Source organism: Spirosoma lituiforme, assembly GCF_054776635.1.
Window position 1 is genome coordinate 1,432,735 of record NZ_BAAHBO010000001.1, and the last position, 16,531, is coordinate 1,449,265.

The 16,531-nt window shown below is 51.8% G+C and carries 10 protein-coding genes; 3 read left to right on the forward strand and 7 right to left on the reverse strand.

Going from position 1 to position 16,531, the window contains the following annotated elements; translation table 11 throughout:
• Window positions 1-182 precede the first annotated feature (182 nt).
• Window positions 183-1,109: an OmpA family protein gene (locus tag ACYU87_RS06120; RefSeq protein ID WP_461133139.1), complete on the forward strand. Its 927-nt coding sequence runs from the start codon at window positions 183-185 to the stop codon at window positions 1,107-1,109.
• A 64-nt stretch (window positions 1,110-1,173) separates the two neighbouring features.
• On the opposite strand, the gene ACYU87_RS06125 is transcribed toward ACYU87_RS06120, so the two are convergent.
• The 7 genes from ACYU87_RS06125 to ACYU87_RS06155 all read right to left on the reverse strand — a co-directional run bounded on the left by ACYU87_RS06125 (window position 1,174) and on the right by ACYU87_RS06155 (window position 14,184).
• Window positions 1,174-2,043, reverse strand: a complete 870-nt coding sequence (locus ACYU87_RS06125; RefSeq protein ID WP_461133140.1) for a DMT family transporter — start codon at window positions 2,041-2,043, stop codon at window positions 1,174-1,176.
• A gap of 114 nt (window positions 2,044-2,157) precedes the next feature.
• Window positions 2,158-4,242: an NAD(+) synthase gene (gene nadE / locus ACYU87_RS06130; RefSeq protein WP_461133141.1), complete on the reverse strand. Its 2,085-nt coding sequence runs from the start codon at window positions 4,240-4,242 to the stop codon at window positions 2,158-2,160.
• Between the two features lie 263 nt (window positions 4,243-4,505).
• The gene (locus ACYU87_RS06135) at window positions 4,506-5,378 is read right to left on the reverse strand and encodes a glycerophosphodiester phosphodiesterase (protein WP_461133142.1); all 873 of its coding nucleotides are present in this window, start codon (window positions 5,376-5,378) and stop codon (window positions 4,506-4,508) included.
• 16 nt (window positions 5,379-5,394) lie between these two features.
• Entirely contained in the window at window positions 5,395-8,598 is a 3,204-nt protein-coding gene (locus ACYU87_RS06140; RefSeq protein WP_461133143.1) for a TonB-dependent receptor, read from the reverse strand.
• A gap of 311 nt (window positions 8,599-8,909) precedes the next feature.
• On the reverse strand, window positions 8,910-11,399 hold the full coding sequence (locus tag ACYU87_RS06145) for an alpha/beta hydrolase family protein (protein WP_461133144.1): 2,490 nt from the start codon (window positions 11,397-11,399) through the stop codon (window positions 8,910-8,912).
• Between the two features lie 314 nt (window positions 11,400-11,713).
• On the reverse strand, window positions 11,714-12,670 hold the full coding sequence (locus ACYU87_RS06150; protein ID WP_461133145.1) for a phosphatase domain-containing protein: 957 nt from the start codon (window positions 12,668-12,670) through the stop codon (window positions 11,714-11,716).
• Window positions 12,671-12,672: 2 nt separating this feature from the next.
• Window positions 12,673-14,184, reverse strand: coding sequence for a nicotinate phosphoribosyltransferase (locus ACYU87_RS06155; RefSeq protein ID WP_461133146.1), 1,512 nt, complete (start codon window positions 14,182-14,184; stop codon window positions 12,673-12,675).
• Window positions 14,185-14,335: 151 nt separating this feature from the next.
• Here ACYU87_RS06155 and rpoN point away from each other — a divergent pair, with 151 nt between their 5' ends.
• Together rpoN and ACYU87_RS06165 are read left to right on the forward strand one after the other, a co-directional pair.
• Entirely contained in the window at window positions 14,336-15,781 is a 1,446-nt protein-coding gene (gene rpoN, locus ACYU87_RS06160; RefSeq protein ID WP_461133147.1) for an RNA polymerase factor sigma-54, read from the forward strand.
• A 103-nt stretch (window positions 15,782-15,884) separates the two neighbouring features.
• The gene (locus tag ACYU87_RS06165) at window positions 15,885-16,523 is read left to right on the forward strand and encodes a hypothetical protein (RefSeq protein ID WP_461133148.1); all 639 of its coding nucleotides are present in this window, start codon (window positions 15,885-15,887) and stop codon (window positions 16,521-16,523) included.
• Window positions 16,524-16,531: the final 8 nt, after the last annotated feature.

Sequence of the window (16,531 nt, forward strand, 5' to 3'; positions counted from 1 at the left end):
TCCCAGCGTTCATTTTTTAGCAACTTTTTCACCTACTTATACGACTGATTAACAGTATATTATGAGGTATTTTCAAGTCTGTTTTTCACCTTAAAAACTGCCCTGACTGGCAAGTAGCCCAACGGGTTAAGTTTATGGATTTAGATGTACTTTTGGGGCACGTTTCAACGTTGTTCTAAAACATGAATTGGACAAAATATATAGCCATCGCCGGGTATTTAAGCCTGACTACTCTTCCCTCATCTACCATCTGGGCGCAGTCCCCGAAACAGGCTACCCCGACAGATGGCACGGCCTCACTTGAAGGAGTTGTACAAGATGCCCAGACAAAAAAGCCTGTAATCGGAGCCGCCGTAATGGCAAAAAATCAGGAAGGTGTCGTACGTTCACAACAGATCACCAGTGCTGACGGTACATTCCAACTTAAATTAGATCCTAAGCAATCTTACGTTATCACGACGAAAGCAAACGGCTATACGACGCTTGATGAGCAATTGGCATTCACATCTGGAAGCACCAATCGGTTGTATGGGAAAGTCATTAGCTTGTTCCGAGATAGGAAACCGGTCAGTACGGCCACAACAAGTTCATCGACAGCAACAGTAACGGCTCCACCAGTACCAGCCGCTACAACGACATCGGTAGCCCGACAGGCGGCAGCAGGGAATACTCCTCCCCCTGTCTCCGATAATCAGCGGGTCGTTCCCCCCAAAACACTCGACGCCAAGGTGGTGTATACGCCCCCGCTTGTGGTAGCCGCTGTCGGCAAGACGACGCAATTGCGGGCGCTTCAATTTGTGCAAAGCAAAACCGAACTCCTGCCCGATGCCCAACCAGCCCTGGAACAGCTGTTGCAATTCATGCAAAGCCAGCCTACGGCCGAAATTGAGTTATCAGGGCATACCGATAACCAAGGCGATTTCGACCAGAACCTGGTTCTATCGAAACAGCGGGTAGATGTTATAAAGGCCTATCTGGTAAGCAATGGCATTGCAGCTAATCGCATCACAACGCGCGGGTATGGCCCCACACGCCCCATTGCCAGCAATAATTCGGAAGCAACCCGCCAGCTGAACCGTCGGGTGGAGATGATTGTGCTCAAGCAGTAATTTGGGTATACGGTGGCTGAATATACTGTATGCATCAGCCACCGTATACTGACATATATGGACACTACTTTCTCCCGAGCCATAGCCCGCCAATGACCAAGCCGGTGCCCGCAACTGTGTATATGGTGATGGGTTCGCCCATGAGCAAGTATGAGTAGGCGAACCCAAAAATTGGGCAAAGAAAAAGCCAGAGCGACGCCCGGACCGCATCCTGCCGAACCAGGTAAAACCATAATTGCAAAGCCGCTACCGACACGGGAACAATCAGCCAAAATACCGACAGCCAAAATCGCTCGTCGTAGTGGGCCATACTAAACTCAGTCGGGTTCAGGGCAGCACTCAACAGGGTAAAGGGCAATAGTAAGATTCCCCCCAGCAATACCTGCCAGCCGTTGATCACAAGCGTAGGCAATCGCCAGGTGACACTGGCGTAATAGACGGTAGCGGCCGATACAGAAACCATACCGCCCAGCAAGATAAGCAGTCCCTCCACAGTAGCATAACTATGTTGCAGGAGCGGATAAGTGGCCACTCCTACGCCTAAAAGACCCAGGAGCAAGCCACTGATCTGAAATAGACTTGGCATCTTCCGTAGCCACAGCGCCGATAGAAGCGCAATAAACAGCGGATTAGTCGCCGTCGATAAACTACCAATCCCCGCCGATACCTGCTTGAGCGCCAGCACAAACGCACCCAGGTAAATGGTTGTGTTCAGCAGCGCGAAAATGGCCAGTTGCCTGAATTCCGTACGCGTTGGCCAGGCGTTTTTTGTCCGTTGAATACCGTAAACAAAGACCAGCATACCGCCCCCGGCAATAAAAAACCGAACAGTAGCCAGGATAAGCGGATGCACCGATTGCACCCCAAATTTGGTTGCCACGGAAGCCGATGCCCACAGAGCCGCAAAGAGAAAGCCGGGAATGAGTTGTTTCATGGCGTCTCGTTCCCGGCTATTTATTTTTTCGTAAAATCATCGAAACTTGATGCGTGCACGCTGTAAGATCAAAAGCCTCGGGTGTCGCTTTGTAGCCAATTTAGCTTCTTTCCCCTAAAAGCCAATCTTGCCTTTCCGCGCATTGGGCTTTTGCTCGTTGGCCCAGTCGTGCATGTCAGCCAGCTCTTTTTCGAAACCGCCCGACAGGATCGGGAAGCGGCACCATGAACGGGGATCGAGGTTGTGATCATCCAGGTGAAACGAGGGCGCGTACCGTTCGCGTTTCCATTGATTTCGGCTCCACAGTTTAAAGAACCGATCTACCCAAAGTATCAGTTTATCGCGGTCGTAGCGATCCGCGTAACGGACTTGCATCAACTTCAGCACCTCAACGGGCGACTGCTTGTCGCGGATGGCCGACTCTTCGATGGAGTTCAGCACATCGTAGGGCATCAGATCGTCTTCGTCGGTTTGCTTTTTGTCCTGCGGGCGCAGTTCGGCGGTCGGTTGCAGGTTATTGACCGCTTTCAGGCCTTTCACTTTTATTAACTCATCCGGCTCGGCGGGCACACTGGTTGAAGCGGTCCGGTCGGTTGGTTCAGGCGCGTTGGTTACGTTCAGCCCAACGGTTTCCAGCCACCGCAGCCAGCCACGCAGGAAGTGCTTGTCAATACCCGTTATGGGCGAAATACTGCCCGACGTATCGCCGTCCATGGTTGCGTAGCCAACGGCGGCTTCGGAGCGGTTGGAGGTGGTTAGCAGTAGAGCATTGTTGATGTTGGCCAGCATCCAGATACTCGGCGCCCGCACCCGCGCTTGGATGTTTTGCAATGCCAGATCGTCGGTATCCCACGAAAGCTTACGGCCCAACTGTCCTTCGATCAGGCCGGTATAGGTTTCGACCAGCCCATTGATGTCAATGTTGAAGAACGTTGCGCCAATGTCGTCGGCTAATTCTTTGGCCGAATTGAACGTATCATCCGATGAGTTTTCGGTGCCCTGATACATCACCGTCAGCAGCTTACCTACTATCTCCTCCGCGGTTTTGCAATCCTGAATCGCCTTGATGTAGGCCAGTTTCTTCTTGACGCCATCCAAACCAATGTTCTCGATGGCCATTCGGATCATCAGGAAAACAAGCGCGGCAATAGACGACGAATCGGCCCCTCCACTCAATGAGAGCACATACCCCAGCGAACGACTTTTACGCAGGTAATCGAACAGACCCAGCGCAACCGCCCGGGCAAATTCCTCTTCTTTCAGGTAGCCGCCCCGCTCCCAGCCTTCCAGCTGGGCTTTCTGAATAACCGGCGCAATCTCGGGCCAGTCGAATCGGTCCGTTACGCGCAGATTCGGGTAAGCCAGCGCGATGTTGGCCCGATTCTGCGTCTGGTTCAGGCGGGTAGCCTCAACGTCGATAACAGCCGGAACGATAACAAAGTCCTCATAACTCAGGCGCGGTCCCGACACCAGCAGTTCGCCGTTGGACGCAACCATCGAGTCACCATCGTAAATGATCCGCCCTGCTTCATTGCCCAGCATGTTGGCATACACGTAACTGACACCAAACGAGCGCGATGCATCGACGACAAACCGTTCCCGCACCTGCGATTTCAGAAAGGCAAAATGACTGGCTGTCGGATTCAGAATAATATCGATACCCCGTTCGTACAGAAGGCGACCGGGGCGACTGGCCACCCAGGCATCTTCGCAAATCTCGAAACCGATGCGCACCCCCGACAAGTCATAGACCACGTCGCCAAAAGGATACGTAAAGTCGCCGATTTTGATCTCATCCCGGATGTAAGGCGGCCAGGGCTGAAACCAGCGCGTTTCGTAATGAACGCCGTTATTGGCCAGATACTGTTTGGCCGTAAACCCCAGAATCCGCTTGTTGGCAATCAGACAGGCCGTATCGAATGTCCGGTTATTGTGCCGCAACGGCAGCCCTACAGCCACCACAATGTCGTTGGTATACTCAACAATTTCCAGCAGCGAAGCAATGGACTGATCGATGGTATTCTGCGCAAAAAACGCATCCTCACAGCCGTAACCCGAGATACAGAACTCCGGCAGACACAGCAGACTGACATTCTGCCGCTGGGCTTCTTCAATGGCCTTGATGATGTTTTGCTTGTTGTGCTCCCAGGCAAGCGGGGTTTGATTGAGGACACCAGCGGCTACTTTGAGTAGTTTCATGTATGAAGGCAAAAAGCGGATAAATAAACGAGTGGGCTGCTTAGAAAGACAGTTCACCCACTTCATTCAATAATTGAGATAACACTGTATGGATAACAAAGATGGGGCGAAAATAGATTGGATGATGAAGTGAGTTTCTTGATTGTGGTGTCAGTTTTGAGAAACTCATTTCATCATCCACGCAGAAAGCCGGGAGAGTTTTACCTCATCCCGGCTTTCGCTGGCGTCAACCTGACAAATGTATGTGAACCTGTGTGCGACGCTTAGAACAGGTTTGGGTAATCGGAGATGATACCATCTACCCCCAACTGCTTGAGGCTATCGATTTCAGCTTTCGTGTTTACCGTCCACGGAATGATCAGCATACCCTGATTATGGCAGGCTTTCACCGTTTCGGCCGTTACAGTTTTGTAGTAAGGGCTGTACGTGTTGGGTTTGAAGCCCAGGGTCGCCAGGTTTTCATCCAGTGTTTTCGCGTTCGCAGTCAGGTACGATAGCGAAATATCGGGGTGCTGCTTATGAATCAGTTGCAGCGGCCGGGCATCGAACGACTGTATGATCAATCGCTTGCCTAGTTTCTGCTTTTGCAAGACCCCCATAACCAGATCAACGAATTCAGCGGGCGCGGGATGATACTCGCCATCGGTCGCCGGATTCGACTTGATCTCAACATTAAACATAGGCAGGGGCAGTCCCTTCGCTTTGGCGTATGTATTAACCGAATCGATCAGTTCCGACAGCAGTGGCTTGTAGGCCGGGAATTTCTCCTGCTGGGCAAATTGAGGATGCGGCTTACTCCCAACGTCGTATTTCTTGATGTCGGCGTAAGTCAGCTGATAGAGATTGATTTTCTTTTGCTCTTCGGCCGTAACGGGTGTACCATCCGGTTTGAGGGATATGTCCGCCGACATGTAGTTGTCATGCGACACAACGACCTGTTTGTCTTTCGAAATGACCACATCCAGTTCCAGCGTCTGAACGCCCAGATCCATCGCTTTTTTCATAGACCGAACGGTGTTCTCCGGCATAAGGCCGCGGGCACCCCGGTGGCCTTCCCGGTTGAACGCTGGCTGCGCCATCAGCACGTGCGAGCCCAGTAACAAAGTCAGTAATCCTAATTTTTTCGTTGTATTCATGTTGTCTGTTAACTCATTAAAAACTATACCGGGCACCAATCTGAATCTGGAACGGATCGCCCGACGGGGTTACAGCTCCCGAGTTATTGACCCGGTAGTTGTACCGCTGCGTCGACTGGCTGAAACCCGATACGGCTGCGGTACTTCCGCTGGCTGGAATACCCAACGCATAGAGCGACTGTGAACCCAGCGATAGGTTCGTACCCCGGTTCCGGTTCAGCAGGTTAGCGAAGTTGAAAATGTCGGCCGATACCTCGACTGCGTGATTCTTGTAAATGCGGAACCGCTTCAGCGCCCGGATGTCGAGTACGCCATAAAACCCATTGATACCGCCGTTGCGCTCGGCAATCTGACCCGAATACGCGTTGATGTAATTTTTCAGGCTCTGGCTGGCGTCGGGATTGTCGAGCAGCGTTTGCAGACCCGTCCGAACGTTGGCCGGCACTTCCGCGTTGTTGCGGTCGAAAACATAAGCCAAGTCATTGGTAGCCACGAAGTCGGCGTTGGTATTGGCCCCCGACAGCAGGGAGTAGCGTGTACCACCGATGCCGGTGTAACGAACGCCCAGTGTGATGCCGTAGAAGGATGGCAATGTACCGTAGAATACAACCTTATTACGGAACTGGTTGTCGGAATAGGTCATCTTGCTCAGGTTGCGCGGGTCATCTTTCACGGGTAATACCAGTGTAGCTGTATTGGCTACGTTACCGTTGTACGTCACGTTATCGCGGGTATCGTTCCAGGTATAACTCGCCGTAATTTCGCCGTCGCGGAAATACTGCCAGGTAGCATCGGCCACTACAGCGAACTGGTTGACGCGACCTTCGCTGTTCAATTCCAGCACCCGGCCCAGCTTCTGGCTAAGACGCCCCAACTGCCAGTCACCCACGCCATTCGTAGGCATCGACGCCAGTGGTACATACACGCCCCGGTTATCTTCGTTGGCCAGGCGGAAGAATGGATCAGCCACCATGTTGCGCTCAACGTACATGTAATTGTTGCGGCCCAGCGACATATAGCCCGAAATACCCACTTTCAGTTTGTCGGTCAGGAAACGCGAGTAGGAAACGTTGGCTTTATACAGCGTTGGCACTTTGGCGTTCGGGCCCGTCATGTTAATGGTAGGCACCTGGAACTGCGCCAGGGTCGGAATGCTGGCGTAGTTGCTCCGGTAAGCAGCAAAATCCGGCGTCGGTACGTTGGCTCCCCGCACATCGACCGTGGCAAAATGCTTGCCGTCGAAGGTCAGGTTGTTGATCAGCATGTAGTTGTTGATATCCGATGCAAATACCCCGGCGCCAAACCGCACAAAGTCACGGTGCTTGTTGTTGACATCCCAGTTGAACTGAACGCGCGGCTGTAGAATAAAGCTTTTGATCTGGTTGTCGGTGCGTAGCTTCAGTTCGTCGAATACCAACTGATTAAACTGCGCTTTAGGATATATGGCATAGTCGAAACGCAGACCCGCCGTCATTTCCAGCCCCGGTGTCAGTCGGGTACTAAGCTGTCCGTAAGCACCCGTGTTGACAATGCTGCTGTAGACCGTTGGGTCGGCTACGAGTGGCACTTCCCGGTAAAAACGGTATGGTTGCTGGTTATTGAACTTGTCAAGTGCGGTCTGCCCCGCTCCTGTATCGAAGGTATAATGGAAGCGCCCGTTCACCTCACTCCCGTAGAGCGACTTGGCGTGGGTGTACATCAGATCGACCCCAAACGTGTATTGCACCTTGTCCGTATTGAGGTAAAAGTTATCGACCAGTTGCAGCACATTGTTGGTGAAACCTTCCTGCGCAAAGCGGTGTCCTCCCATCTGAATGTTGGTTGACAGCGTACCGCCTTCGATGGTCGACACTACGTTTTCGACAATGTTGCGCGGAATGTTATCGGCTGGTAACTGATCACCGGGGCTGCTTTTCTGGTATGTGTACAGGTGCTGAAGCTTCAGTTCGTTGGTGATTTTGGGCGTAAACGTTGTACGGAGCGTAGCCAGCAGGCTGTTGTCGACGTTGTAATCGTTGCCGTATGATTCAAACGCGTTAATCGACGTGTTATCGACCAGACCCAGTTTGTTCCGGTCATTGGTGTAATTATCACGAATCGTCAGCAGGTTGTTCGCGTTAATCTGCCAGTCGATCCGGGCGAAAGCCGCATCGGTACCCCGTTTTTTGGGAAAAGTGCCAAACTGCTGCGTATTGGCCATCCCGTATTTGTTACGGGCAATCTCCACAAATCGGTTGAGGGTCGTGTTGGTCACGTTGAACCGACGCTCATCGAGCGGTGTCTGTACGTCGGCAACGATCAGCGGACGCGAATCCTGCTGATGATCCCAGACCACGAAGTAATGTAGCTTGTCTTTAATAATCGGCCCACCCAGGGAGAAACCAAACTGATTGGTCGAGAACGGCACATTCCGCAGGTTCCCCCGAATGTCGTATTTGCTCGACAGCCAGTTAGCGCGGGTGTAGTTGAATACACTGCCGGTCAATTTGTTCGTGCCGGCTTTCGTTACCGCACTGACCAGACCACCCCCGGCCCGACCGTACACGACGTCATACTGGTTGGTAATAACCTTGAATTCGCGAACCGCTTCAATCGAAATCGAGTAGGGCGCACCACTGCGGCTCGTGGTCGAACCAGCCGAGGTCGGGTTCTTCGCCGTCATTCCATCAATGGTGTAGTTTGTCGACGAGCCAAGCTGTCCCGATAGGCTACCGCTGCTGTTCGTCAGGGGCGACAGGTTGATTAGCTGCGTGAAGTTCCGGCCGTTGACGGGCAATGACACCAGCGTTTTGGCATTAATGGCCGTAGCCGCCCCCAGAATATCGGTTTTGTTTTTCAGTCCCGACGCCACGACCTGTACCACTTCCAGATCCTGCCCGGTTTCCTGCATGGTCAGGTTGACTTTGATGTCGTCGCCCTGATTGACCATGTACCCCGTCCGGCGCTGTTCGCCCAGACCAACCGCAGTTACCGTAACTGTGTAGGGCCCGCCAAGCGGAATTTCCTTAAAAAAGTATTCACCTTTTACGTTGGTAACGGTTCCGGTCGAAAAACCGGTTGACTCATTACGCAGCCGAATCGTAGCGCCGGGCAGGGGTGACTTCTGGCCTTCGATGATAACACCCGAAATGGATGCCTGTGTTGTTTGTGCTACAGTTTTATTGATGAAGAGGCAAACGAAGAGTAGCAGATAAAGAGGTAAATAGACGTGTTTGTTCATGCAGAGGATGCGTGTTTTTTTTTCGAACTGCAAAGAGAGTGGCGCTACGTTTCTTTAGTGTTATTTTAATATTATTAAATTATCATGCTTTTTATTAATAATCATAAAGTTTAAAATAAACTTATTAAAATGCAAAATAACTTTATATACGGGTCAATACAAACCGAAATCAAGCACAATAAGCCGCTGAACACAGTCCAAGACTATATTCAGCGGCTTACGGATTAAAAAACATTTATAGAATAAAGCCGGGCTGAATAAGTCCAGCCCGGCTTTAATATGAATCGTAATACTGGGTATTTATGTATTTACTACCGCTCGTTGTTTCCTCCGCTCAATTTTCCGGCTTTGTTGGCCTGGCCGGTAGCCGCGGGATTTTTAACGTACTTGTCCAGCCAGCCATTCATTTCCCACAACATGTGCAAAAGAGATTCCTTGGCGGTGTAGCCGTGGCTTTCGTAAGGTAAAAACACCAGCCTCGTGGTAGCGCCAAAGCCCTTGAGCGCATTGTAATACCGCTCCGACTGGATCGGAAACGTACCCGTATTATTATCAGCTTCGCCATGAACCAGCAGCAGGGGCGTTTTCATTTTGTCGGCGTTCATAAAGGGTGACATTTTATTATACACCTCCGGTGCCTGCCAGTAACTGCGCTGTTCATTCTGGAAGCCAAACGGCGTCAGGGTACGGTTGTACGCACCGCTGCGGGCAATTCCCCCTTTGAAAAGCTTGCTGTTCGACAACAGGTTGGCCGTCATAAAGGCCCCATACGAGTGACCACCCACACCCACGCGGCTCGAATCGACCACACCCAGCCGAACCCCTTCGTCGATGGCGGCTTTAGCACTCGACACCAGTTGTTCTACATACGTATCGTTTGGTTCTTTATCTCCTTCGCCCACAATCGGAATACTGGCATTATCCAGAATAGCGTAGCCCATCGTCACGAAAGCCGCACCACCCCAGTAACTAATCCGGTTGAATTGATAAGGCGATCCGGCCACCTGACTAGCTGCTTCTTTGCTCTTGAATTCGGCGGGATAAGCCCACAGAAATGTAGGTAGTGGCCCTTGCTCCTTCTTGTAACCGACGGGTAAATACAGCGTGGCCGTCAGTTCAACGCCATCCGCCCGCTTGTAGCGAAGCTGTTGCTTCTGAACCCCCTTCAACTGTGGGTACGGGTGTGGGAAATACGTTGCCTGGATGGGCGCAATTCTGGCTTTCAGATTCCGGACAAAATAATTCGGATTCTCATCGGGGGTTTCGCGGGTTGTCAGAATCACCTGCTTTTGTGCATCCAGAACGGCTACCGGACGCTCGAAATAGGGAGATGCTGACCGCCAGAGTTCACGACTCTGCCTGGTTTTCAGATTTAGCAGACTAACGAACGGCCGGTCACCCTGGGGTGAGGAACCGATTGCATTCAGCATCAGAATCTCATTGTTAGGCAGCAGGTTCAGCACATCACGACCATACTGATTTTGTTTGGTATCGGGTTGGCCGGGGTTCGTGTACCGGTCCTCGTACGAACGATCGAAGAGAATGGCAGTCTGCCAGTTGCCGGGATTGACCGTTTTGGTGATGGTTTTGCGGGTTTGCCACCACCGCTCATTGGCCAGCGCCGTCGACTCGTTACCCCATTCAAAATTTTCGAACCGGAACTGAGCCGCATAAATTTCTTTCGCGGTACCCGTAAATGGGGCCTCGACCATAAAGACCTTATCCCGAATATCGGCTTTTACTTTCGGATCGCCTTTGTCCTGCGCAACAGTGTAGTAAACCGACGCGGGTGCATCGGCCCGCCAGGCAAAATCACGCGGGCCGGTGGGAGCGCCGTCGCGGCTGTAGGGAACACTTTCCTGCAGAGGGCCATCGTTCAGGCTTTTAACCAGTGAACCAGCCATAGCATAAATGTCTGTTTTGAGCGGAAACCGGCCAACCGGTACCAGGTATGAGAACGGCGTATGTACCGTTTCGATCATGACATATCGGCCATCCGGCGAGGGGTCCGTTGACAGGATAATACCCGGTTGCCCAATGCTGGTCATCGACCCGTCGAGCCCGACCCGTGCTACCTGCGCCGTGGTGTAGAACGTGAATTGCCGCTCATCGGAAGGGCTCTTCAGTAAGTCCTGATAGGTGGGAGCCTGACCGCGCGCGCCAGCTACGTTCTCCTGGGTGGTGGGGCCACTGGGTATCCGACTTACCTCACTGGCGGGACCACGGGTAGACGGTACAGTTTTCACAATCAGGCTTTTGCTATCGGATACCCAATGATAGGGAACGCCTAGTGTGGCATTGAGGACAACAGAGCCAACCTTTTTGGCGGTTGCCGTAGCGACATCGGCTATGTAAAGATCGATCTGGCTGTCGGTCGAATTGGCGAACGCTATTTTCGTTCCATCGGGCGACCATTGAACGAAGCTGATGAGGGGCGTAGCCGGTAAGCCGGCAATGGCCTTTGCGTCTTTATCGGTCAGCTTTTTCAATGCCAAACCCGTTACGTACCGGGCGCGGCTAGGACCTGTATTGGCCGGGTTCAGGCGCAAACCAGCCAGTTTAAGTTCTGGCTGAGCCAGTTCGGCAATGCTGGGGGCCGATGCCTGCTCCAAAATAAGCATCATATCCCCTTTCGACGACATGCTTACGTTTGGCGTGGGGGGCACCGTCACTAAATCGGCCAAAGGCTTTGGCGGAGTCTGGTAGGTTGGCGCATCCTGAGCGTGTCCGGTCAGGGAAACTGCCAGCCAGGAAACAAGCAAAATCCAGCAACTTTGTTGAGCAGTTCTGTTGTGAAGCATCGAGTAACAGGTTGGTTCGACTAAAAAAGGAGAAACTGTATCATGGCCTCTTCATACCGATTCAGGTTTGCAGGAGCCTAAACGAAGCAGCCTTTGCCCAACCAGTAGAAAAACATATGATGTAACAAAGCTAAAGAATAATCAGAACACAGTCTGGACTAATAACACTTTGCCAAACATAATTTCTCATTTTTATTAAAAAGCCTATATTTTTAATGCCGATTCAACCCTTTCAGCAGATTCTATACGCAAGATCGTTTACATACAGACGAAGTAGTTACGTTACATGCCGTTCAGAACCGCTTGCTTAGATGCTAGAAATCCCCATAATCCACCTGTAAACAGGTCAACTTGAGCGTTTTGCGCCATAGGTCGACTACCTGCTGACGGTCGTCCAGAACCAGTTCGACCTGGTACCGGCCACGTATATGCTGATCGAACAGTTCGTGTTTTATAATGAAGTCTTTTCGGTTGTCATTCCGAGGCCGCATGAACAATTGATAGTCGCTTGATTTCCATTCGAAATAGCGTTCAAGCCAGGCCATTGTCTCGGATCGGCAAACGGCATCGCGGCCCGACAAAAACAGAATCGTGTACCCCGCCGACTTCAGCGACTGCACCAGACGAATAATTGGCCATTTGGGCGTGTCGGTACCCACCCGATGCCAGTCAAAGGGGGAACGGTCTCCGCGTTGAGCAACTGTACCGTCAATATCGACCAGTACGCAATCGGGCAACGGAAGCTCCGAATCGGGGTCGTTCACGATGACATCAGGCACCGTCTTTCGGCGCAAAATTTCCGGTGCAAACCTAAAATTAGCCTTGAGGGTAGCCAATTGTTCGGCCTGTCGCCGGATACCAGCCTCGCCTACGGAATCGGGTCGGGCACTGTCGCGCCGAATGCACTCCTCCAGCGGGGTATCAATCAGTTTATAGCTGATTTCGATTTCTTCGAAATGCTGGCTGAGCAACTTCCGAAACAGGGTGAAATAGCTTTGACGGAGGTTCGTGTTATCAATCAGGACATGCCAACCGCGCTTCAACCCTTCCAGGATCGCCGTTTCCTGCAACGCACTCACCAGCATCTCGATCCGACTTTTCTCCTGATCGGGCCAGGTTTTCCAGTACTCATTCAGCGAAACCGGCAACACACTACGCCGTATGTCATCGCGGTTAACCCGAAGCCAGTTGGCGTTTTCGAGACAGAACCGTTGCGCAAACGTCGATTTGCCACTACCACTCAGACCCGTCAGAATAATAACTTTCTTCATGATTACGCCCGCGTCTGGCTTTCACGAAGGGTCAGGATCAGCTGCGTTTTCACTTCGTGCAAGCCTTTCTCCAGACCGACCGGGTAGGTATGCGGGTTCACGAATCGTTTTACGCCCGGATGCAGGCTAGCCAGCTGAGTTTGTACCCGTTCCCGCACGGCATGAATATCGGGCAGGGCATAAACGCACGTTCCGGCCCGGAATACTGGAACCAGTAAATCTTCGTAAGCCTGTGTGTCGTCAAATCGCCGACGTTTGGTAAAATCGAGCGGATCAATCATAACGGTCGTTTCACCATCCTGACCGCTCATACGTTCCAGATCGTAAATCATGTCGGCCAGGAACCCCCGTTCGTCGCGAAACCGGCGTACCTGCTGAATACCCGGCGTTGATGTTTTAATGGCCTGTTCCGACAACTTCATCTTGTATTGCCAGGCGGGCAGTTCTCCGTTGGTCGATTGGCCGACGGGAAGTTCCTGACGCAGTGCGGCCAGTTTGTAAACGCCCCCCAGAGCAGGTTGGTCGAAGGCGGTAACGAGCTTTGTCCCAACGCCCCACACGTCTATTTTTGCTCCCTGCTGCCGTAAACTGTTAATAATCGTCTCGTCCAGGTCATTGCTGGCCACGATGGCGGTGCTCTGGAAACCAGCCTCATCCAGCAGTTTGCGGGCTTCGATACTCAGATAGGCCAGATCACCCGAGTCGAGCCGTATACCGGCTAGTTTGTGTCCACGCTGTACCAGTTTTCGCCCCGTTTCGATGGCATGCCGCACGCCCTCCAGACTATCATACGTGTCTACCAATAGCGTTACATTGTTGGGCAACGCATCGGCATAGGCGTCAAATGCCTGCTGCTCATCATCGAAAGACATAACCCAGCTGTGCGCGTGCGTTCCCCGAACCGGAATATCGTAGAGTTTACCCGCCAGCACATTTGAGGTGGCATCGCAGCCGCCAATGTAGGCCGCCCGACTCGCCGTCATGCCCCCGTCTACCCCCTGCGCCCGCCGTAAGCCAAACTCCAGCAAGGTATCTTTTTCGACAACGAGCCGAAGCCGAGCCGCCTTTGTCGCAATCAGTGACTCAAAATTAATGAGATTCAGCAGGGGCGTTTCCAGCAATTGGCACTGTAAAATCGGGCCCCGAACCCGCACCAGCGGTTCGTTAGGAAATACGACCGTTCCTTCAGGTACGGCTTCAACGTCGCAGGTCAGTTTTAAGGCGGCCAGGTAGTCAATAAATGCTTCCTCAAACAGGGGTTCGCCATCGTTGCCGGTTAGTGTTCGGAGGTAGCGTAAATCTTTCTTAGAGAAGCCGAAATGAGTAATGTAGCCAACGACGTTGGCCAGCCCACAGGCAATGGTAAACCCCCCATTGAATGGATTTTTCCGGAAATACAGATTAAACACCGCTTCTTTTTCTGACGTTTTTGTTTTCCAGTAACCATAGGCCATCGTTACCTGATACAAGTCGGTCAATAGGCTGAGCGAGGTGTCATATAGCTTATTTGTCATACAACGCGAAGGTAATGTGTTGCAGCTTTACAGAAAATTCGTGCCGACAAAAACATTTTTTAATTAATTTGGCCTAATAATTGTGAGGGGCGCTTTTAGCTGCTTCCTCCCCGCTTAGCGTAATCAGGTAATACACAGCTCGCGTACCACCATGCAGAAATTAAGTCTTTCCCAGTCCCTCCAGCAAAAGTTATCTCCGCAACAGATTCAGTTCATCAAACTCTTACAAATACCGACGATTGAACTGGATACCCGCATTGAGGAGGAACTGGAAATAAATCCGGCTCTGGAAGAAGGCATGGACGAAGACTATGATCAGAAAGATGATGACCCCTACGATGATGCCGACGATTACAAGGACCGCGACAATGACCTCGATATAGATAGTTACATTCAGGATGAAGATTATGCCGGATACAAAATGCAGGGCGATGGCAACTATGGCGAGGAAGAGCGGGATATGCCTCTGGCTACCAGTTCGAGCCTGACAGACTCCCTGCTACAGCAATTCGGCTATCTACAACTAACGGAAGAACAACGGGTTATTGGGTTACAACTTATCGGCAGTATCGAAGCGGACGGCTACATCCGACGGTCAGTCCAGGCCATTGTAAACGACCTGGCCTTCTCCCAGAATGTGTTTACCGATGCGGATGAAGTAGAGGAAGTGCTGCGAAAAATTCAGTCGTTCGATCCCGCCGGGATTGGTGCCCGCTCGCTTCCCGAATGTTTGCTGTTACAGCTTCGGCGCAAAGATCAGCTGGACCCGCACACTATGCTGGCGATCCGGATCATCGACGAATTTTTCGACGAATTCTCCAAGAAGCATTACGACAAGATCCAGCGTCGGCTCAACATCAGCGATGAATCGCTCAAACGAGTCATCGAAATCATTATCCGGCTTAATCCCAAGCCAGGCTCCATGGAGGGCGAAGCGGGGAACGTCCAATACCTCATTCCTGACTTTCTGCTCAGCAACAACAACGGTAAGCTGGAGCTAACGCTAAACTCCAAGAACGCGCCTGAGTTACGCATCAGCCGCTCCTTTGCCGATATGCTCGACACCTACGACAAGAGCAAGAAGCAGAATAAAAACCTGAAAGAAACGGTTTCGTTCGTAAAGCAAAAGCTGGATGCTGCCAAATGGTTTATCGACGCCATTAAACAGCGCCAGCAAACACTGCTCAAGACCATGAACGCCATTGTTCGCTACCAGTATGATTTTTTCCTGACGGGCGACGAATCCCGACTGAGGCCCATGATCCTGAAGGACATCGCAACCCTGATCGACATGGACGTATCGACGGTATCGCGGGTGGCGAACAGCAAGGCCGTGCAAACCGAATTTGGCATCTATCCGCTCAAATATTTTTTCTCCGAAGGTATCGCGACCGACACCGGCGAGGACGTAAGCAGTCGGGAAGTGAAGAACATTTTGAAAGATTTAATTGATGCGGAGCCCAAGCTGCACCCGCTCTCCGACGATAAACTGGAAAAAATACTGAACGACCGCGGCTACAACATTGCCCGCCGAACGGTGGCTAAATACCGTGAACAACTCAACATACCCGTAGCCAGACTCAGGAAGCAGTTGTAAGAATGATGAATGATGAATGGCCTGAGTGATTAACTTTGTGGGGCAGGTCAATACTGGTTTCAGGAGTCATTGATCGTTCATCCCTTATAATTTATCTTTTCCTTTGACCTCCCGTTTTGCCCACTTCCTGTCGGCGGTTCTTCATCCGTTGCTGATGCCAACATTTTTATTTGGCCTGTTGCTGTTCCGGGTTCCTACTGTGCTAAGCTTGGATGCCTTTTCTCCGTCATTAAGGTTAAGCATACTGGTCCTGGTTTTTGTGGGCACCTTCATGGTTCCCTCTCTCCTGATCTACTACCTTTACCGCAGTGGGTACGTCAGCAGTTTACAGCTAACTACGCTGGCCGACCGTCGGTTACCCTACTTCCTGTCGGCGCTGATCTATTTTATCACAGCCTATCTGTTCACCTTTCAGATGCAGGGCTTGTCGACGCTGGCACCTGAGATCGGCATTATCATTGGCAGCATTGCTGTCTCTATTTTATTTGTGGGCATCATCAGCTTATCCTGGCAGATCAGCGCTCACGGCGTTGGCATTGGGGGCGTGGTAGGGGTTATCGGTAGTCTGATGCTTAAATTTGGGCTTACCGATCTGTTTGTCCCGCTGCTACTGCTCGTGATGCTGTCGGGCTTTGTGGCCAGTGCCCGGCTCCGGCTCAACGCCCACACACCGGCCCAGGTTGGTGCCGGGCTGGCACTTGGGCTACTGGTTAGTCTGCTCACCGTATCCTGGTTTCTTTAACAGGCTAC